22 protein-coding genes and 1 other RNA gene are annotated in these 17,865 nt (G+C 65.0%); 8 read left to right on the forward strand and 15 right to left on the reverse strand.

The genetic code is table 11. The features are described 5' to 3' along the window. Positions 1-6 precede the first annotated feature (6 nt). Entirely contained in the window at positions 7-2,361 is a 2,355-nt protein-coding gene (locus VH88_RS08105) for an ATP-dependent helicase (RefSeq protein ID WP_045810792.1), read from the reverse strand. A 73-nt stretch (positions 2,362-2,434) separates the two neighbouring features. On the opposite strand from VH88_RS08105, the gene VH88_RS08110 reads away from it, so the two are divergent. Continuing rightward, positions 2,435-2,698: a hypothetical protein gene (locus tag VH88_RS08110; RefSeq protein ID WP_156146784.1), complete on the forward strand. Its 264-nt coding sequence runs from the start codon at positions 2,435-2,437 to the stop codon at positions 2,696-2,698. 19 nt (positions 2,699-2,717) lie between these two features. Here the strand turns inward: VH88_RS08110 and VH88_RS08115 are convergent, their stop codons facing one another. After that, positions 2,718-2,942, reverse strand: coding sequence for a ribbon-helix-helix domain-containing protein (locus tag VH88_RS08115; RefSeq protein WP_039243685.1), 225 nt, complete (start codon positions 2,940-2,942; stop codon positions 2,718-2,720). Beyond that, positions 2,939-3,346, reverse strand: coding sequence for a YbaY family lipoprotein (locus tag VH88_RS08120; protein ID WP_052689528.1), 408 nt, complete (start codon positions 3,344-3,346; stop codon positions 2,939-2,941). Before VH88_RS08120 ends, VH88_RS08115 begins: the two co-directional genes overlap by 4 nt. A gap of 106 nt (positions 3,347-3,452) precedes the next feature. On the opposite strand from VH88_RS08120, the gene VH88_RS08125 reads away from it, so the two are divergent. Beyond that, on the forward strand, positions 3,453-4,337 hold the full coding sequence (locus VH88_RS08125) for a DMT family transporter (protein ID WP_045810794.1): 885 nt from the start codon (positions 3,453-3,455) through the stop codon (positions 4,335-4,337). Between the two features lie 6 nt (positions 4,338-4,343). On the opposite strand, the gene VH88_RS08130 is transcribed toward VH88_RS08125, so the two are convergent. Both VH88_RS08130 and VH88_RS08135 read right to left on the reverse strand, forming a co-directional pair. Continuing rightward, positions 4,344-4,532 (reverse strand): DUF4169 family protein, encoded by a 189-nt coding sequence (locus VH88_RS08130; protein WP_045810795.1) that lies wholly within the window; start codon positions 4,530-4,532, stop codon positions 4,344-4,346. 2 nt (positions 4,533-4,534) lie between these two features. Next, on the reverse strand, positions 4,535-5,770 hold the full coding sequence (locus VH88_RS08135; RefSeq protein WP_231576618.1) for a patatin-like phospholipase family protein: 1,236 nt from the start codon (positions 5,768-5,770) through the stop codon (positions 4,535-4,537). Between the two features lie 174 nt (positions 5,771-5,944). On the opposite strand from VH88_RS08135, the gene VH88_RS08140 reads away from it, so the two are divergent. Next, on the forward strand, positions 5,945-6,184 hold the full coding sequence (locus tag VH88_RS08140; RefSeq protein ID WP_039243689.1) for a DUF2171 domain-containing protein: 240 nt from the start codon (positions 5,945-5,947) through the stop codon (positions 6,182-6,184). Between the two features lie 78 nt (positions 6,185-6,262). On the opposite strand, the gene fumC is transcribed toward VH88_RS08140, so the two are convergent. Continuing rightward, a complete protein-coding gene (fumC, locus tag VH88_RS08145) occupies positions 6,263-7,654 on the reverse strand; it encodes a class II fumarate hydratase (protein ID WP_045810797.1) in 1,392 nt (463 codons plus the stop codon). A gap of 61 nt (positions 7,655-7,715) precedes the next feature. Between fumC and VH88_RS08150 the strand changes: the two genes are divergently transcribed. Further along, positions 7,716-8,369: a peptidylprolyl isomerase gene (locus VH88_RS08150; protein ID WP_197071025.1), complete on the forward strand. Its 654-nt coding sequence runs from the start codon at positions 7,716-7,718 to the stop codon at positions 8,367-8,369. Next, the gene (locus VH88_RS08155; RefSeq protein ID WP_231576629.1) at positions 8,345-8,725 is read left to right on the forward strand and encodes a RusA family crossover junction endodeoxyribonuclease; all 381 of its coding nucleotides are present in this window, start codon (positions 8,345-8,347) and stop codon (positions 8,723-8,725) included. The genes VH88_RS08150 and VH88_RS08155 overlap by 25 nt, the downstream gene beginning before the upstream one ends. A gap of 6 nt (positions 8,726-8,731) precedes the next feature. On the opposite strand, the gene VH88_RS08160 is transcribed toward VH88_RS08155, so the two are convergent. The 3 genes from VH88_RS08160 to miaA all read right to left on the reverse strand — a co-directional run bounded on the left by VH88_RS08160 (position 8,732) and on the right by miaA (position 10,897). Next, the gene (locus VH88_RS08160) at positions 8,732-9,205 is read right to left on the reverse strand and encodes an SspB family protein (RefSeq protein ID WP_017504863.1); all 474 of its coding nucleotides are present in this window, start codon (positions 9,203-9,205) and stop codon (positions 8,732-8,734) included. 68 nt (positions 9,206-9,273) lie between these two features. Beyond that, positions 9,274-9,640, reverse strand: a transfer-messenger RNA (tmRNA) gene (ssrA, locus tag VH88_RS15640). Positions 9,641-9,994: 354 nt separating this feature from the next. After that, positions 9,995-10,897: a tRNA (adenosine(37)-N6)-dimethylallyltransferase MiaA gene (miaA, locus tag VH88_RS08165; RefSeq protein WP_045810873.1), complete on the reverse strand. Its 903-nt coding sequence runs from the start codon at positions 10,895-10,897 to the stop codon at positions 9,995-9,997. A 74-nt stretch (positions 10,898-10,971) separates the two neighbouring features. Between miaA and VH88_RS08170 the strand changes: the two genes are divergently transcribed. Continuing rightward, on the forward strand, positions 10,972-12,039 hold the full coding sequence (locus VH88_RS08170; RefSeq protein WP_045810874.1) for an Mrp/NBP35 family ATP-binding protein: 1,068 nt from the start codon (positions 10,972-10,974) through the stop codon (positions 12,037-12,039). Between the two features lie 76 nt (positions 12,040-12,115). Further along, a complete protein-coding gene (locus VH88_RS08175; protein ID WP_045810799.1) occupies positions 12,116-13,213 on the forward strand; it encodes an NADH:flavin oxidoreductase in 1,098 nt (365 codons plus the stop codon). A gap of 19 nt (positions 13,214-13,232) precedes the next feature. On the opposite strand, the gene VH88_RS08180 is transcribed toward VH88_RS08175, so the two are convergent. From VH88_RS08180 to VH88_RS08205, 6 genes are all read right to left on the reverse strand, one after another. Continuing rightward, positions 13,233-13,553 carry a YbjQ family protein gene (locus VH88_RS08180; RefSeq protein ID WP_039243695.1) on the reverse strand — a complete coding sequence of 107 codons (321 nt, stop codon included), beginning with the start codon at positions 13,551-13,553 and terminating at the stop codon, positions 13,233-13,235. A 9-nt stretch (positions 13,554-13,562) separates the two neighbouring features. After that, positions 13,563-14,090 carry a dihydrofolate reductase gene (locus VH88_RS08185; RefSeq protein WP_045810800.1) on the reverse strand — a complete coding sequence of 176 codons (528 nt, stop codon included), beginning with the start codon at positions 14,088-14,090 and terminating at the stop codon, positions 13,563-13,565. Beyond that, positions 14,087-14,386: a phosphoribosyl-ATP pyrophosphohydrolase gene (locus VH88_RS08190; protein WP_045810801.1), complete on the reverse strand. Its 300-nt coding sequence runs from the start codon at positions 14,384-14,386 to the stop codon at positions 14,087-14,089. Before VH88_RS08190 ends, VH88_RS08185 begins: the two co-directional genes overlap by 4 nt. Before the next feature lie 4 nt (positions 14,387-14,390). Next, positions 14,391-15,245 carry an alpha/beta hydrolase gene (locus VH88_RS08195; protein ID WP_045810802.1) on the reverse strand — a complete coding sequence of 285 codons (855 nt, stop codon included), beginning with the start codon at positions 15,243-15,245 and terminating at the stop codon, positions 14,391-14,393. 11 nt (positions 15,246-15,256) lie between these two features. After that, on the reverse strand, positions 15,257-16,135 hold the full coding sequence (locus tag VH88_RS08200; RefSeq protein ID WP_369796279.1) for a thymidylate synthase: 879 nt from the start codon (positions 16,133-16,135) through the stop codon (positions 15,257-15,259). Between the two features lie 116 nt (positions 16,136-16,251). Continuing rightward, entirely contained in the window at positions 16,252-16,794 is a 543-nt protein-coding gene (locus VH88_RS08205) for a DUF924 family protein (RefSeq protein WP_045810803.1), read from the reverse strand. Between VH88_RS08205 and ilvC the strand changes: the two genes are divergently transcribed. After that, complete coding sequence (gene ilvC / locus VH88_RS08210) at positions 16,793-17,827, forward strand: ketol-acid reductoisomerase (RefSeq protein WP_045810804.1); 1,035 nt, start codon at positions 16,793-16,795, stop codon at positions 17,825-17,827. The genes VH88_RS08205 and ilvC overlap by 2 nt on opposite strands. Positions 17,828-17,865: the final 38 nt, after the last annotated feature.

Below are 17,865 nucleotides of genomic sequence, written 5' to 3' on the forward strand. Positions count from 1 at the left end.
GCCGGGTTAGGCCTTCTCGACAAAGCTGTCGATGACGCGCTTTTCACCGGCCTTTTCGAATTCGACCAGCAGTTTGTTGCCTTCGATGACGCGCACGTTCCCGTAGCCGAACTTCTGGTGGAAGACGCGTTCGCCCTTCTTCCATCCCGAGCTGGACTTGGGGTCGGCGGTGGCGATCAGCCGGCCGTCGCCTTCGATGACGGCCTTGCGCGCCGGGATCTTGGCTGGGGTCTGGGCGGCGGTGAAGGATTGGGCGCGTTTCCAGCCCGGGGAGGAATAGCCGCTGCCGAACGATGGCGCATCGTCCCAGCGGCTCTTGGCCTCCTTCATGCCGGTCGATGCGCCGTAGTAGCCGGTGTCGGATTGGGGATCGACGTGGGCGATGGGCAGTTCGTCGACGAAGCGGCTGGGCAGTTGGGAGGTCCAGCGTCCATAGACCAGCCGATTGGCGGCGAAGGAGATGCGGGCGTCCTGCTTGGCGCGGGTGACGCCGACGTAGGCCAGGCGACGTTCCTCCTCGAGGCCTTTTTCGCCCTTCTCATCGATGCTGCGCTGGCTGGGGAAGACGCCTTCCTCCCAGCCCGGAAGGAAGACCAGCGGGAACTCCAGCCCCTTGGCGCCGTGCAGGGTCATGATCTGCACCGCGCCGTCGCCGTTGGGATCGTCGCTGGTCGCGCGCTCCAGATCCATAACCAGAGAGACGTGCTCCAGATAGGCTTGAAGCGTCTCGAACTGCTGCATCGACTGGGTCAGTTCCTTCAGGTTCTCCAGGCGGGTCTGGCCGCTGGTGCGGTCGGCCTTCTGCATGTCGGTGTAGCCGCTCTCCTCCAGCACCGTCTCCATGACCTGCCAATGGGGCGTGGTCTCGGACAGTTGACGCCAGCGGTCGATGTCGCGCACGAAGTTGGACAGGGCGGTGCGGGTGCGGGCCTGAAGCTCGTCGGTGTTGATCAGCCCTCGCACGGCCGTCAGGGCTGACAGGTCGTGTTGGCGGGCCAGTTGCAGGATTTTCTGCACGCTGGTGTCGCCGATGCCGCGTTTGGGCACATTGACGATCCGCTCGAAGGCGAGGTCGTCGTCTTCCGACAGGATCAGGCGCAGATAGGCGTGGGCGTCGCGAATCTCGGCGCGCTCGAAGAAGCGCGGCCCGCCGATGACGGTGTAGGGGATGGCCAGCATGACCAGCCGTTCCTCGAAGGCGCGCATCTGGAACGAGGCGCGGACCAGAATGGCCATGTCCTTGTATTTCAGGCCCGGTTCGCCGGCGTGGGGACGCCGCGCGGTCTCGATCTCGTCGGCGATCAGCCTCGCTTCGGCCTCGCCGTCCCAGACGCCGCGCACGCGCACCTTGTCGCCGCTGTCGTCCTCGGTCCACAGGGTCTTGCCCAGCCGGTCGCGGTTGGCGGCGATCAGGCCGGACGCCGCGCCCAAAATATGACTGGTCGAGCGATAGTTCCGCTCCAGCTTGACGATCTTGGCGCCGGGGAAGTCCCGCTCGAAGCGCAGGATGTTGTCCACCTCGGCCCCGCGCCAGCCGTAGATCGATTGATCGTCGTCGCCGACGCAGCAGACATTGCCGGTCGAGGCCGTCACCAGCCGCAGCCACAGATACTGGGCGACGTTGGTGTCCTGATATTCGTCCACCAGGATGTAGCGGAAGCGGCGGCGATATTCCTCAGCCAGGTCCGCATGCTGCGACAGGATGGTGATGTTGTGCAGCAGCAGATCGCCGAAGTCGCAGGCGTTCAGGCTGCGCAAGCGCGCCTGATAGGCGGCGTACAGGCCCTGACCTTTGCCGTTGGCGAAGTCCTCGCCCGGCGGCAGCTTGTCCGGCGTCCAGCCGCGGTTCTTCCAGTGATCGATCAGGCTGGAGAGCGACTTGGGCGTCCAGCGTTTGGTGTCGATGTTGGCCGCTTCCAGCAGCTGCTTCAGCACCCGTTCCTGGTCGTCGGTGTCCAGGATGGTGAAGCTGGATTTCAGACCGACCAGTTCGGCGTGGCGACGCAGGATCTGGGCGGCGATGGAGTGGAAGGTGCCGAGCCAGCGCAGGCCTTCGGCCGAGGGGCCGATCAGATGGGTGATGCGCTCGCGCATTTCGCGCGCGGCCTTGTTGGTGAAGGTGACAGCCAGCAGCTCCCACGGCTTGGCCCGGCCTGTCGCCAGAATGTGCGCCAGTCGTGTCGTCAGGACGCGCGTTTTTCCCGTGCCTGCGCCCGCCAACACAAGCACGGGGCCCTCGGTCGTCTCGACCGCCTCGCGCTGCTCTGGGTTCAGCCCTTTCAGATAATCGCGCGGCGCCTCGTCCTCGGGCGCACGAGCGCGCGCGAGGTCGGAAATGCGGGGGGCGGGAAGATCAGTCACAGGCGCAAAACTATCCGTCAGTCAGAATCGAACCGGAACATAAGGTGACCGCGCGACAAAGTCAGGGCCGCCCATGACGAAAGCTCGGAACCGTGCGGGCGAGGGTCGGTTCCTAGCTGCAATGCAGCACGACGATCACCAGCAAGGGCCGACGCGCCGCAAGCCGAACGGGCGGGCGGGCTGGATCGCCTTTGCCTTGGGCATGACCGCGATGTTCGCCATCATGGCGATCTGGGTGGCGGTCGTCGAAACGGGCGACGCCTCTTCAGATGAGGTGCAGTTGATCAGCCGATCGGAAGCTATAGACGACCAGGGCAGGCGCGGCCGCGACGACTAGCCGATCTTCGAGGCGCCGCTCACGTTTGACGTCCATGATCCGCCACCCAGTCCAGCGCCAATAGGCGACAGGCGGAGGCGAGGGGACGTCGGCCGCGACCGGCGTCAATTTCAGCCAGAAGCTGAGCCTTGCTGAGGCTGCGGGCAGCCGCGATCCGGTCCAGCACGGCCCAGAATTCCGGCTCCAGCGCCACCGAGGTGGCATGGCCGGCGAGCGCAACCGAGCGTTTGGTAAGGCTGCTCAACGCGCGGACTTCAGCACGATCTCGGCCGAGGCCGGCGCGCCGCTCGTCAGGATCGCGTGGCGCGTGTCTGTGACAAAGACCAGGGCGCCGGCCGCGTCGCGAATCTCGGCGCGCGCGGCATAGGTGTGGCGCGGATCGATCTGAGACGTGGGAAAGCCCAGGGTGACGCGATAGGGCGGGGCGCCGGTCAGCGACTCGCTGGTCTCGGCGATGATCTTGGCGGGCGCGTCGGCCAGACTGACATCCTCAACCCTGACAGTCAGAACATGGCCGGGCGGCAGCATGATCCGTTCACGATAGGTGGCCGTCACGTTTACGACCGTCGTTCCGGTCGTCATGTCCGGCGTGGCGGCGCAGGCCGCCAAGACCAGGGCTGCGGGCAGGATCAGGGGGGCGTTTCGCATGGCGATCTCCTTCGCGGCGCCCAGTGTGTCACAGTCAGGCGCAAGACGTGAGGGCGCGTGGCGCCAGAGCGTGTTATGCGGGCCGTCCACCGCCGGAGGTCAACCCTTGAGCCGCCCCTTTGCGATCGTCGCGATCGCCATCTGCGCCCTGATCTGGGGCACGACCTGGTACGCGATCACCCTGCAGCTGGGGCCGGTTGATTTCATCGTCTCCATCGTCTGGCGATTTGGTCTGGCGTCGGCGGTCCTGTTCGCCTTCTGCGCCGTGACGCGCCGGCCGCTGCGTCTGACGCGCAGCCAGCATCTGGCCGCCATCGGACAGGGCGCCTTTGTCTTCGCGGTCAGCTATGGCTTCGTCTATGCGGCTGAAGGGCAGGTGGCGTCGGCTGTGGTCGCGGTGATCTTCGCCGCCCTGGCCTTTGTGAACCTGATCCTGTTTCGGTTGCTGGGCGGACAGAAGGCGGCGCCGGCGGCGTGGATCGGTGCAGTTCTGGGCGTCATGGGCGTCGGGGTCTTGTCCTACGGCCAGATCACAGCGGCGGGCGCCGGCCTCAATCCGGGGCTGGGCGTCATCTTCGCCCTGACCGCTGTACTGGCTTCGGCGCTCGGCAACTGGTTCGCCTGGAGGGGACAGCAGGCGGGCGCGCCCGTCATGGCCGCCACCTCCTGGGCGATGGCCTATGGCACAGCGATGTTGGCGCTATATGGCATGGCGACCGGCGCGACGTGGCGGATCGAGCCGACGCCGGACTATGTTCTGTCGCTGCTCTATCTGTCGCTTTTCGGGTCGGTGATCGCGTTCGGGCTATATTTCACAATCGCGCGTCAACGCGGCTATGCCCTGGCCAGCTACATCTCGGCTTTGACGCCGCCCATCGCCATGCTGGTGTCGGTGCTGTTCGAGGGCGCGCGGTTCGGCTGGAGCGCCCTGATCGGACTGGCGCTTGTGCTGGCGGGGCAGGTCATGCTGATCCGCGCGCCTAAGGCCTGAGCCACGTCAGTCGTCGGATTTCGGCTCCAGCTTCTGACCGTCCAACTGCTTTTCGGCGCGATGACGCTCAAGAGCAGACAGGGTCTTCTCGGCCTTGGAGCGTCCGTGCGCCACGCGGTTGGCGGCGGCGAGCGCCTTGTCTTCGGCCTTGGCGCGGACCTTTCGCGCCCGGTTCAGATTGATGATCTCGCCCATGACTACGCCTTGGGCTCTTCGGCGGGGGGCGCATCGGCCGACGGTTTGGCCGAGGGCTCGGGCGTCAGCACAGCCGGCACTTCAGACTCCGAAATCGTCGTCTGGGGGATGAAGGGCTGGTCCGCCGGGCGCTCGCCCAGCCGTGTCCAGGCATCGGCGCCGCCTCCGCGCTGGCGACCCAGTTCGAACATGGCCGTCATGGTCTCCTGATCGAACTTCAGGCTGGAGGCGGCGACATTGTCTGGAATGGCCGACAGGGCCATGTCCAGCCCATTGCGCCGCGCGAACGCCGCCGTCACCGCCAAGTGGATGCGCAGCGACGACTTGCTCATGCTGTCATAGGTCCGCGCCAGGATCCCTGACAGACGGCCAGGCGTGACCCCGTCGTTGCGGCCGACCTGACCGTTGACGATGACATAGAGGGCGCCGACGCGGCCTTCGTCCTTTGGGCGGGTCCAGAGCATCAGGTCTTCAGGGATGGCCAGGAACGGCGTGTTGACGCCGCCGTCGACGTGCATTTCCAGAACCACCTTGTCGTCGTCCTGAAGCCCGGCGATCAGAACCGGGGGGAAGACGCCGGGAATGCTGGCCGAGGCGACCAGCACCTCCTTGAACAGCTCGCGGGCGTTCTCATCGCCTTGTGTCGCCAAGAGGCCCATGTCCCAGATGACGGTTTCCTCGCTGTCCAGATCGGTCGTCGCCACCAGCAGGCGTCTGCCCTTGGCGTGCTCGCGCGCGACGGCCTGCATCAGTTCAGGGGTCACGTTCTCGTCCACCAGATTGCGTAGGACCTGTGACGAGAACAGGCTCGGGTTCAGGAAGGCGGCGAAACTGCGCCAGCTCAGCAAATTGCTGGCGGCGCCGCTGGTATAGGCGTGCTGAAGTTCGTCGTCCCAATCCCTTCCAAGAAAGGCGAATGGCGCGGCAAGCGCCCCGGTACTGACGCCGGTGACGACGTCGAACGCGGGGCGATCGCCCTGTTCGGTCCAACCGACCAGCAGCCCGGCGCCGTAGGCTCCATTTGCGCCGCCGCCGGACAGCGCCAGGATCGAGGTTGGCTTGTCGGGCCGAAGCCGCTGACCGATTTCCTGCGTGAAGGCTTGCAAACGCGCGCTGTCGCTGGCGCGGATGCGAGGGTCTTCCGCCTTGACGAGCGTGCCGTCCGTAATCCGAAGAGGGCCGGTCGGGCGATCCAGTGTTCCACACGCCGACAAGGCCAAGGCCATGAGGACGCCCAACAGGCCTGATCCAATCCGCCGCATGTCTTGAGTTCCGGTTCCGTGTGACCGCCGGCTTTTACCGCGTCCTGGCCAATCCTGTCATCAAGGCGATGAACAAGCGTCGCCGTTTGAAACCGTCGCAGGCCGGGTGTGTTTTCAACGGCAGGACAAACCAAACTGCTGGAGATACACATGGTTGACGTTTCGCTCATCAAGGAACACCTCGAAGTCGTAGGCTCGGACGGCGGTCACGTGGGTCGGGTCGACCACGTCCTAGGCGACCAGATCGAACTGGCGAAGCTAGATTTCGCCGGCGGCTTCAAGCACCACATGATCCCGGTCAGCTGGGTCGAACGGGTTGACGACAAGCACGTCCATCTGAGCCTGACCCAAGACGACGCCAAGGCGCGCTGGACCGAGAAGCCGCACTAAGGCCGATCTGACGGCCAAAATAAAAAGGCCCCGCTGAGGAAGCGGGGCCTTTTCTTTGTTGTGTCATCAAGGATGGGATCAGCCCGGCGAGATCATCTTTTCCGGCCGCACGGCTTCATCGAATTCGGCGTCCGTCAGATAGCCGCCGCCGACAGCTTCTTCGCGCAACGTGGTGCCGTTCTTGTGTGCGGTCTTGGCGATCTTGGCGCACAGGTCATAACCCAGCTTGCCGTTCAGGGCGGTGACCAGCATCAGCGAGTTGTTCAGGCCGCGCGCGATATTGTCCTCGCGCGCCTCAATGCCGACGACGCAGTTGTCGGTGAAGCTGATGGCTGCGTCGGCGACCAGGCGCACCGACTGCAGGAAGTTGTAGGCCATTACGGGATTGTAGACGTTCAGCTCGAAATGGCCTTGCGAGCCGGCGAAGGTCAGGGCGGCGTTGTTGCCGAACACCTGGACGCAGACCTGCGTCAGCGCTTCGCATTGGGTCGGATTGACCTTGCCCGGCATGATCGACGAGCCCGGCTCGTTTTCCGGCAGCGCCAGTTCGCCCAGCCCTGAACGCGGACCGGAACCCAGGAATCGGATGTCGTTGGCGATTTTGAACAGGCTGGCGGCGACCGTGTTGATGGCGCCGTGGCTGAAGACCATGGCGTCGTGGGCGGCCAGGGCCTCGAACTTGTTCGGGGCCGTGGTGAAGGGCAGGCCGGTGATTTCGGCGATCTGGGCCGCAACCTTCTCGGCGAAGCCGATGGGCGCGTTCAGGCCGGTGCCGACGGCGGTGCCGCCTTGCGCCAGTTCCATCAGGGCCGGCAGCGTCAATTCGATGCGCTTGATGCCGTTCTCGACCTGCTGGGCGTAGCCGCCGAACTCCTGGCCCAGCGTCAGAGGCGTGGCGTCCTGGGTATGAGTGCGGCCGATCTTGATGATGTGGGCCCAGGCCTTGGCCTTGGCGTCCAGCGCGGCGTGCAGATGTTTCAACGCCGGGATCAGGTCATTGACCACCTGTTCGGCGCAGGCGACGTGCATGGCCGTGGGATAGGTGTCGTTGGACGACTGGCTCATGTTGACGTGGTCGTTCGGGTGGACGGGCTTTTTGGAGCCCATCTCGCCGCCCAGAATCTCGATCGCGCGGTTCGAGATCACCTCATTGGCGTTCATGTTGGACTGGGTGCCCGAACCCGTCTGCCAGACCACCAGCGGGAAGTGGTCGTTCAGCTTGCCTTCGATAACCTCATTGGCGGCCTTAATGATGGCGTCGGCCAAGGCCGGATCCAGCTTGCCCAGGTCACGATTGGTCTCGGCGGCCGCACGCTTGACGATGCCCAGGGCGCGCACGACCGGCAGGGGCTGCTTCTCCCAGCCGATCTTGAAGTTGCCCAGCGATCGCTGCGCCTGAGCGCCCCAGTAGCGGTCGGCGGCGACTTCGATCGGGCCGAAGGTGTCAGTCTCTGTCCGGACGTTGCTCATGCGCGTAAATCTCGTCTCTCAGGCGTGGCGATGGGTTGCGCGGCGGTGTAGCACGAGAGCCATGCAGGGCAAGAAGAGCGCGGATATGAGACGAGGGTTGATCGCCGTGGCGGCGCTGTCGGCGCTGGCGGGCTGCGCGACTGTTCAGCCTGAACCGACAATGCCACGCGTTGCGCTCGACACGACAGCCGGCACGATCGTGCTGGCGGTGAATGTAGCCTCTGCGCCGATCACGACATGCAACTTCATCAGTTACGTCGTGACGGGTGATTACGATGGGGGGACGTTCTTCAGAACCGTCAGCCGCGAAACCAATACCGCCAGCCGCTATCCCATCGATGTGATCCAGGCGGCGACCCCACGGGGCAGCGACGACGCCTCGCGACCGCCGATCACTCTTGAACGGACACGAGACACTGGCCTGCGCCACACGGCCGGCGCGGTGTCCATGGCGCGGGACGGACCGGACAGCGCCACATCGAGCTTCTTCATCGTCACACAAGATTCGCCGAGCCTGGACTTTGGCGGAGGGCGGAATCCTGACGGGCAGGGCTTCGCCGCATTCGGCGCTGTGGTCGAAGGGCTGGATGTCGCGCGCAGAATCCAGCGGATGCCCGCGAATTCGGAGGAGCTGCTTACGCCGCCTGTAGCGATCCGCTCCGCGCGCTTGCTGGATGCTGCGCCCGCCGTCTGCATAAAGTCGATGCGACCGTGATCGCTGGCTGGACCGGGACCGGCAAGGTCAGGGCGCGCGAGGATGGCGATGCGGTCGAGATCGTTATCGACGGCCTGACGACCCAGGCCAAATACTACAAGCCGCTGGTCTATGAGTTCATGCGCAAGGAATGGCGCGGAGCCAGACCATCATGGGGCGACCATGTCGTCGAAATCCGCATGGAGCATGTTGGCGAGCCGCCGTGGATGGACCTCGACAATCTGGCCAAGGCCTTACTCGATTCCATCAAGGGCTATCTGTTCCACGACGACGCACAGGTCGCGCGGCTCTTGGTCGAAAGACGCGAAGGTGAAAGAGAGCGGATCCTGATCCGCTCTTATCCGCGCCAGGACTGACGGCGGCTATTTCTTGCGGAACTGGTCCAGCGAAACGACCTTGGGGCCGTCCGAAATCGGCGGCATGTCCTGTGGCGGGGTCGGCTCATCTTCAACCTCGTCCAGAAGCTGCGGGTCTTCGAACTGCAGCAGGAATTGGACGCTGGGATCATAGAAGCGCGTGATCGCGGAATAGGGGATGACCAGGCTCTTGGGCATGCCGCCGAAGCGCAGCTTGACCGAGAAACGCTCAGGCTCGACGCGCAGGTCGTCGTACTGGTGTTGCAGAACTACCGTCATCTCTTCCGGATATTTAGCCAGAATGTCGGGAGCGACGCTGACGCCGACAGCGCGCGTCTTGAAGGTGATGTAGAAGTGGTGGGCGCCGGGCAGGCCCTCGGCCAGCACGCGTTCCAGCGCGGCGCGCATGACGCCGCGCAGGGCTTCCTGCGCCAGCTGTTCGTACCGCATCTCATCGACCGGAGGGGCCTGGTCGCTCATCGTCACCTCACATCAGAGCGCGACTGATAGCGGCGCGGGGCCGCAGACGAAAGGTGTCATGAAGGTAAAGCGCCGGGATTCTGTTGCCAGGCTCCCGACAGGCCCCGCCCAAGGATCTGAACCCCTAGGACTTAAGATTCGAAATCACTCGAACCGCATTACGCGGCGAGAGCGACTTCTCCAGCGAAGTTATCGTTCGCAGTTAGAAAATGGCCCGATACGGTGGGCCAGGACGAGCGAAAGCAATCCTCTTTACACGTCCGTCGATGCTAGTCGGCCCCATGCTGCCTCCGCCGATAACGCGGGGAGAAAGTTGGTGGAGCCGCCGGGAATCGCACCCGGGTCCGGTCCGCTTATTACAAGCGCGTTTATCGCCATAGTCCGGCCGAAGCCGGACCAGACGAATATAGGCGGTTTCCGCAGGATTAAAAGGCGGTGCCGTCAGCCGGCTCGGTTGCTCGGCAATTCCTCGCCGCGGCCTGGGCTCGTTCGGTCCATCATCTGGCGCGAGTTATCGCGCTGTTCTTGCCACTGCTGACGCGTCAGGCAGACCTTCTGAGGGCGGTTGGAGCCCACGACCCGCTCGCGTCGGCATACCATGCGGTTGTCCTCGTTTGCGGGCTCGGAGACGCTCGGCGCGGGTGCGGCGGGTGCCGGGGCCGTCTGCTGCGCTAACGAGAGCGACAGTATAAATCCAAACACGATCACACGACGTCTCCAACATGGTTCGCATTACGGCGTAGTGGTTTTTCCTCGCCGCCGCAAACCAGCGCAACTTCGTTGTCGGGATCAGCCGGCGCCTGATGTGGAATGGTCAGTTGTAGTCCGCAACCAACGCGGCGTCTGCTGTCGAAACCAGGTCAACTGACGTTTGGCATAATTTCTCGTCGCCTGTTTTAGAGCCGCGACGGCGTCGGTCCGCGTCATCTCGCCAGACAGCAGGGCGGCCAGTTCACGCACGCCTACCGCCTTGATGGCGGGCAGATTGTCGGGCAACCGGCGGGCGGTCAGGGTCTGCACTTCGTCCAGTGCGCCGTGTTCGAGCATCAGATCCACGCGGGCGTCGCAGTTGCGATAGAGGTGATGTCGGTCCGGTTCGATCACCATCCCTGTCCATGAGTCTGGCGCGAGCAGAGGGCGGGTGTCGGCCTGCCAGTCGCTGAGCGACCGGCCGCTGGCGACGAAGACGCTCATGGCGCGCACCAGCCGTTGCCGGTCGCCCTGTTCGATGGCAAGGGCCGCACGGGTGTCGGTCTCGGCCAAGCGAGCGCGAAAAGCTGTTTCGCCTAGGGCGGCAAACTCGGCTTCGACCGCGTCTCGGGTTGCGAGCGGGACAGGGGGAACGTCCGCCAATCCCCGCGTCAGCGACATGAAATACAGCCCGGTGCCGCCGACTAGGATCGCAGGACGATTTTCCGCGCGCAGTTCACCAAGGATATCCAACGCCGCGCGGCTCCAGCGTCCGACGGACCAGGCATCCGCCGCGTCGGCGACGCCATACAGTCGATGATCGGCCTGGGCTTCATCTTCAACCGACGGGCGGGCCGTCAGGATGCGCAGGTCGGCGTAAAGCTGTTGGCTGTCGGCGTTGATGATCACCGCGCCCGTTTCGCGCGCCATCTTCAGCGCGAGCGCCGACTTGCCCGACGCGGTCGGGCCGGCGATCAGGGTGATTGGGGGCGGCTTGGACAAATCGTGGCTCGCGGGAAGGGTTCGAGGGCGATAGAACGCGCGCATCATCGCCTGCAAGTCCCTTGGAGATCGCCTTGGTCGAACGCACCGCCGTCATCGCCGCCCTAGACGCCGTCATCGATCCGGTTTCCGGCCAGGGGCTGGTCGCCGCCGGTCTGGTTCAGGGATTGGTCGTGGCCGAGGATCGCGCGGGGTTTGCTCTGGAAGTCGATCGCAGCCAGGCGGCCGCCTACGCGCCGGTTCGTGACAAAGCGGAGGCTGCGCTGAAGGCCATTCCCGGCATGGCGCGCGTCTCGGTCATTCTGACCGCCGAGACCCAGCCTACTGCTGCGCCGCGCACGGCGGGCCTTTCCAAGGCGGCCGTTGATCAGGGCCGCGCCAAGGCGCCGGTCCCCACAGATCGTCCCCCCCATGTCCGCCGCGTCCTGGCCGTCGCCAGCGGCAAGGGCGGGGTCGGCAAGTCCACCGTCGCGGTGAACTTGGCCGCCGCACTTTCGGCGCGCGGGCTTTCGGTCGGCATTCTCGACGCCGATGTTTATGGGCCGTCGCTGCCGACGATGCTGGGCATCAGCGGCCAACCCGCCTACGAGGACGGCGCCATCGTGCCGCACGTCGCTCACGGGTTGAAGGCCATGTCGGTCGGCCTTTTGACCAAGATGGACGACGCCATGATCTGGCGCGGACCCATGGCGTCGCAGGCCATCACGCAGATGCTGACCCAGACGCGTTGGGGAACGGCGTATGCGCCGCTGGACGTGCTGGTGGTCGATCTGCCGCCGGGCACGGGCGATGTCCAGCTGACGCTGATCCAGAAGACGCCCCTGGATGGGGCGGTGATCGTTTCGACGCCGCAGGAAGTCGCTCTGGCCGATGCCCGGCGCGCCCACACCCTGTTCCAGCGCGTCAATGTCCCGACGTTTGGCCTGATCGAGAACATGAGCGGGCCAGTCTTTGGCGAAGGCGGGGGCAAGGCCGAGGCCGAGCGCCTGTCCATCCCATTCTTGGGCGCCTTGCCGCTGGACGCCGCCTTACGAGAGGGCGGCGATGCCGGACGACCGCCGGTCGCAACCGATCCACAGGGCGATATCGCCGACCGCTTCGCCGAAATCGCCGCGCGCGTGTCCTCTGCGCTCGGGCTATAGAAAAAGCCGCCGCAAGGGGTTTTCAAACGCAACCCTGTTCGCCACCTTGGGTGCTACAGATACCCAAGGAGATACGATGAGCCTCGACGCCCTGTTCAGCCCCTTCACGATCAAGGGGCTGGCCCTGCCCAACCGCATCGTCATGGCGCCCATGACGCGGTCCTTCTCGCCGAACGGCATCCCGAGCTCCGACGTCGCCGCCTATTATCGCCGTCGCGCCGAGGGCGGGGTGGGCCTGATCGTGACCGAGGGCACGGTCGTCGAGCGTCCGGCGGCGCGCAACGACGCCAATGTTCCAGTCTTCCACGGCGAAGCGCTGCCGGAATGGAAGTCGGTGGTGGAAGAGGTTCATGCCGCCGGCGGTCTGATCGCGCCACAGATCTGGCACGTGGGCTCGGCCCGCGGACGCGGCGATGACTGGGCGCCTCTGGGCAAGGTGGACAGTCCGTCGGGCATGACCATGCCGGGCAAGACCAGGCTGGAGCCGATGACGGAGGAGGACGTCGCCGACACAATCGCCGCCTTCGGCCGGTCGGCCCGCGCGGCTCGAGACCTCGGCTTCGACGCTGTCGAAATCCACGGCGCCCATGGCTATCTGATCGACCAATTCTTCTGGAGCGGCCTGAATGCGCGCGAGGACCGCTGGGGCGGACCGACCATCGCGGATCGCGCCCGTTTCGGCGCCGAGGTCGTGAAGGCGGTGCGTGAAGGCGTCGGCGACGACATCCCCGTCATCCTGCGCCTGTCGCAATGGAAGCTGCAGGATTACACGGCCCGCATCGCCGAGACGCCGGAACAGATGGTCGAGTGGTTGACGCCACTATCGGACGCCGGCGTCGATGTCTTCCACTGCTCGCAGCGGCGCTTCTGGGAGCCGGAGTTCGAAGGCTCGGACCTGAACTTCGCCGGCTGGACCAAGAAGCTGATGGGCAAGCCCACGATCACCGTCGGATCCGTGGGCCTGGACGGCGAGTTCATAGCGGCCTTCGGCGGCGAAGGTTCAAAGCCCGCTTCGCTGGACGGTCTTTTGCGCCGTCTGGAGAACGAGGAATTCGATCTGGTCGCCGTCGGCCGCGCGCTGCTGGCCGATCCTCAGTGGGTCGCCAAGATCCGCGACGGTCGCGAAGACGAGCTGCGCAACTTCGAGCGTTCGGACCTGATGACCCTGTCCTAATCGGGAAACGTCGAGCCGGTTACGCCGGCTCGACGATCACGCCCGTGCCGTAGCACAACACCTCGGTCACGCCCGGCATGATCTCCGTCGCATCATAGCGGACGGCCAGGATGGCGTTGGCGCCGTGGGCCTGGGCGTGTTTGACAAGTTCGTCATAGGCTTCCTGACGCCCGGCCTCAGCCAGCTTCACATAGGCGCCGACGCGGCCGCCCAGCATGGACTGAACCCCGCCGATGGCGTCGGATATGGCGTTGCGAGAGCGGACCGTGACGCCGCGCACCAGGCCGATGTGGCGCGTGACGCGAAAGCCGGGCAGGTCGTTGGTCGTGGTGACGTACATCTGTTTCTCCTAGCGGCGTTCCAGCACGCGAAAGGTGAAGGCGTGGTCGTCCTTCTCGCCCGCCGCGTGCGATTCCGACGATACCTCGACCCAGGCGGTTTCGTCGAATGACGGAAAGACAGTGTCGCCTTCGGGCGAGGCGTCCACTTCCGTGATGTAGAGGCGTTTGGCGCGGGGCAGGGCGACCTCAAACAGGGCTGTGCCGCCGATGATGCAGATCTCCTCGACGCCATCGTCCTCGGCGGTTTCGCGTCCGATCTCGATGGCCTCGTCCAGAGTGGCGCAGACCAGCGCGCCTTTGGCCATGCCGTCGGCTTCGTAGGACTCGTCACGCGTCAGTACGATGTTCAACCGACCCGGCAGAGGCTTCAACGGCAGGCTCTCCCAGGTCTTGCGACCCATAAGGCAGGGCTTGCCCACGGTGATGGCCTTGAACCTCTGCAAGTCGCTGCGGAGCCGCCAGGGCAGGTCGCCGTCGCGGCCAATGACGCCGTTACGTCCACGCGCGACGACCAATGCGATCAGAGGAACGGTCATGCTTTCGGCTCCAGCCACTTCAGCCATTTGCGCTGCATGGCTTGCTCAAGATCTATGTCCGCCCGCGCGCAGTAGATCAGCAGCATCCCCAGCACATCCGCCGCTTCGTCACCCAGCGCCTGGCTGTCGGGCGCGCCTCGTGCTCGGCCGGTCAGACGCAGATGCTCGGCGGTCAGTTCGCCAAGCTCTTCCTGAAGCTTGAGCAAGGCCCAGTCGCGGTCGCGTTCGATATCGTGTTCGGCGGCATAGATGTCGGAGATGCGAAGCACCGACGCGGTCAGATGGCGCAAATCCATCTGTTCAGCGACGCTCGACGCTGACGCCGTCCGCCGCGAAGGCCTGAAGGCGCGACCGGGCGTCGGCGTCGTTCAGCGTATAGGCGTCGAGGAAATCCTCAGTCGCCCGGATGACCTGATCAAACTGCTCGCCTTGCGCCGTCCCCGGCAGCTGGTGGTCAGCGCCCGCGAAGATCATGAGAGTTTTGTCGCCGGCCGGGCTGTTGTCGAACGGCGCGCGATGATCGCGCCAATCGCTGACGAAGCCAGGCACCAGATCTTGATCGCCGGTGATCACCAACAGCGGACGGTCAAGCGTGCGGTAGCTGTCGGAGGTGACGAGGCCGGGGATCGAGCCGGCCGAGGAAAAGGCGATCACGCCTTTCACCGCCGGGTCGCCTGCTGGCCCGGCAGCCGTAACGGCGCCGCCCTCGATCACGGACATCAGAGAGCCAAACGAATGCCCCGCCACGATCAGCGGTTTGCCCGAATGCGCATGGGCGGCGATGCCGCGTGCGACGCCCAGGTCGATCAGCCTGGTCGAGAAGGCGGCGCGATTGTCGTATTTCTCATGTTCCGGATGACGCAGGGAATCGACGTGAAGCGGTGCGATTACCGTGAAACCATGCGCCGCCCAGGCCGACAGAATGCGAGCATAGGCCGTCGGCGAACCGTTATAGCCGTGGCTGAACACCACCACGCCGCGTTCGATCGGAGCGGTCCAGATGCTGATCGGTATGGCCCGACCGTCCGGCGCCGGCACCCTGATTTGTACCGGTGTGATCTCGGCGGCTTCAACGGCGGATGAGATCGGCTGAGCGATGGCCGACGCTGCCGGTGCTGCGAGCAGAATGAGACCAAGAGAGAAAGCGCGGATCATCGTGAATGACCTTAAACGGCGACGGCTGCCTTGATGTGCGGCCAGGCCTCGTAGCCTTCGAGGGTGAAATCCGAGAGGTCGAAGGCGAATAGGTCGGTCTTGGGCGCGATCTGCATGACGGGCAGGGGCAGGGGCTCGCGAGTCAGCTGAAGTTCGGCCTGTTCGAGATGGTTCAGATACAGGTGGGCGTCGCCGAAGGTGTGGACGAAGTCGCCCGGCTCCAGACCCACGACCTGGGCCAACATCATCGTCAGCAGGGCGTAGGAGGCGATGTTGAAGGGCACGCCTAGGAAGACGTCGGCGCTGCGCTGATACAGCTGGCAGCTGAGCTTTCCGTCGGCGACGAAGAACTGGAACAGGCAGTGGCAGGGCGGCAGGGCCATGTCGTCGACATCGGCCGGGTTCCAGGCGGTGACGATGTGGCGGCGGCTGTTGGGATTGGTCTTCAGCCCATGAACCAGTTTCTCGATCTGGTCGATGACGCGGCCGTCCGGCGCGGTCCAGGACCGCCATTGCTTGCCATAGACCGGACCCAACTCGCCCTCGGCGTCGGCCCATTCGTCCCAGATGCGAACGCCATTGTCCTTCAGATAGGCGATGTTGGTCTCGCCACGCAGGAACCACAGCAGTTCGACGATGATCGACCGCAGATGCAGCTTCTTGGTCGTCAGGACCGGGAAACCCTTGGACAGATCGAACCGCATCTGGCGGCCGAAGACCCCCAGGGTGCCGGTGCCGGTGCGATCGTCGCGGCGGACCCCATTTTCGAGGATGTCGCGCAGCAGGTTCAGATACTGCCGCTCGGGATGATCGGCCGGCGCGGTTAGCGTCTCGGTCAGGTTCGGTGACCTTAAGTCCGATCCAGTAGCAAAGTGCCCGCTGCCGTCCATCATCGAGTCCCCAACCTCGGCCAAGGCCGCGCTGAGTCACTTAAGAAGTTCCTAACTAAGGGGTCGCGTCTTGAATTTCATGAAGACGCTTGGAGCTCGAGATACTTGTGGGCGAATCAGCCGCCGAAGCCGCCTTCGTCGAGGAAGGTCTGTTCTTCAGGCGTCGTCCGGCGGCCCAGCGCGGTGTTTCGGTGCGGGAAGCGGCCAAAGCGGACGATGATGTCGCGGTGGAGCTTGCCCCACTTCTCCAACTCCTCGTCGCCCGCGACCAAGGCCATGTAGCGGTCCTGATCCTCGATCCGTTCGGAATGTTCGAAGGGCAGCAGCAGGAAGTTCTTAAGCGCCGGCTCGACCGCCAGATGCAGATCGCGGGCTACGGCTTGGTTTGCAAACATCAGGGCGAGCGGGTCGGTGGCGAACTGATGCGCCGTGCCGCGAAAACTGTTTCGGGGATACTGGTCCAGCAGAATCAGCAGCGCCAGGGCGCCCTCGGCCGTGTCCATCCAACCGTCCAGTTCGCGGCGCGCGGCGGCCCAGTGCAGGGCGTGGCCTCGGTCGCGGAAGTCGGCGTCGAACGCCTCGTCCTTGGCGAACCACTTTTCGGGCCCAGCCCCTTTCCAGAAGGCGACGACGTCGGATGGGGTTATGAAGGCGGTCATGACCCAGACCCTACCCAATCCGCTTCCCGTCTTCCATGACCGCGACTGCGACCTTTCGATCATTCGCGGCAAGCGCGTAGCCATGATCGGTTACGGCAGCCAGGGCCGGACCCATGCGCTGAATCTGCGCGATTCGGGCGTGACCGACATCGTGGTGGGTCTGAAGGCCGACTCCAGAACACGCGACCTGGCGCGCGCCGACGGGTTTGAGGTGATGACGGCCGGGCAGGCTGCGTCGGGCGCGGACGTGGTCGCCGTCATGACGTCAGACGAGGCGCACCGCGATCTGTGGCGCGACGAACTGGAGCCGAACGTGCGGCCGGGCGCGGCCCTGGTCTTCGCCCACGGCCTGTCGGTGCGATTCGGCCTGGTCGAACCGCGCGCGGATCTGGACGTCATCCTGGCCTCGCCAAAGGGGATCGGGCCGCGCATCCGCGATCTGTACGAAGCCGGGGAGGGGGTCTTCTGTCTGTTTGGGGTGCAGCAGGACACGACGGGCGGCGCGCATGCCCTGGGCCTCTCTTATGCGGCGGCCCTGGGCTGCGGGCGCAAGGGCATTCTGCAAACCACGATGCGCGACGAGTGCGAGAGCGACCTGTTCGGCGAACAGGTGGTGCTGTGCGGCGGGATCGCCGAGCTGATCGATTCCGCCTTCATGAAGCTGGTCGACGCCGGCTATCCGCCCGAGGTGGCGTGGTTCGAATGTTTTTACGAGACCAAGCTGGTGACCGACCTGATGTACGAGCGCGGCATCGCCGGCGCCTTCGCCAAGATTTCGAACACGGCGGAATACGGCGCCTATCTGACCGGACCGCGCGTCATCGGAGCCGAGTCTCGCCAGGCGATGGATCAGGTGTTGGCCGATGTTCAGGGCGGGGCGTTCGTGCGGCGGCTGATGGCCGATTATGACGCGGGCTCGCCCGACCTGACCGCGCGCCGAAAGGCGCTGGGCTCAAGAACCATCGAGTCGGTTGGAGCGCATCTGAATGCGGTGGCGCGCCAGGCGATGGAGAGCGCGGCGAACGACGACTGACGCGGTTCTGGCAGCGGGCGAACACCCGCTGTCGCATC

The organism is Brevundimonas sp. KM4 (genome assembly GCF_000964075.1).
Lineage (GTDB): Bacteria > Pseudomonadota > Alphaproteobacteria > Caulobacterales > Caulobacteraceae > Brevundimonas > Brevundimonas huaxiensis.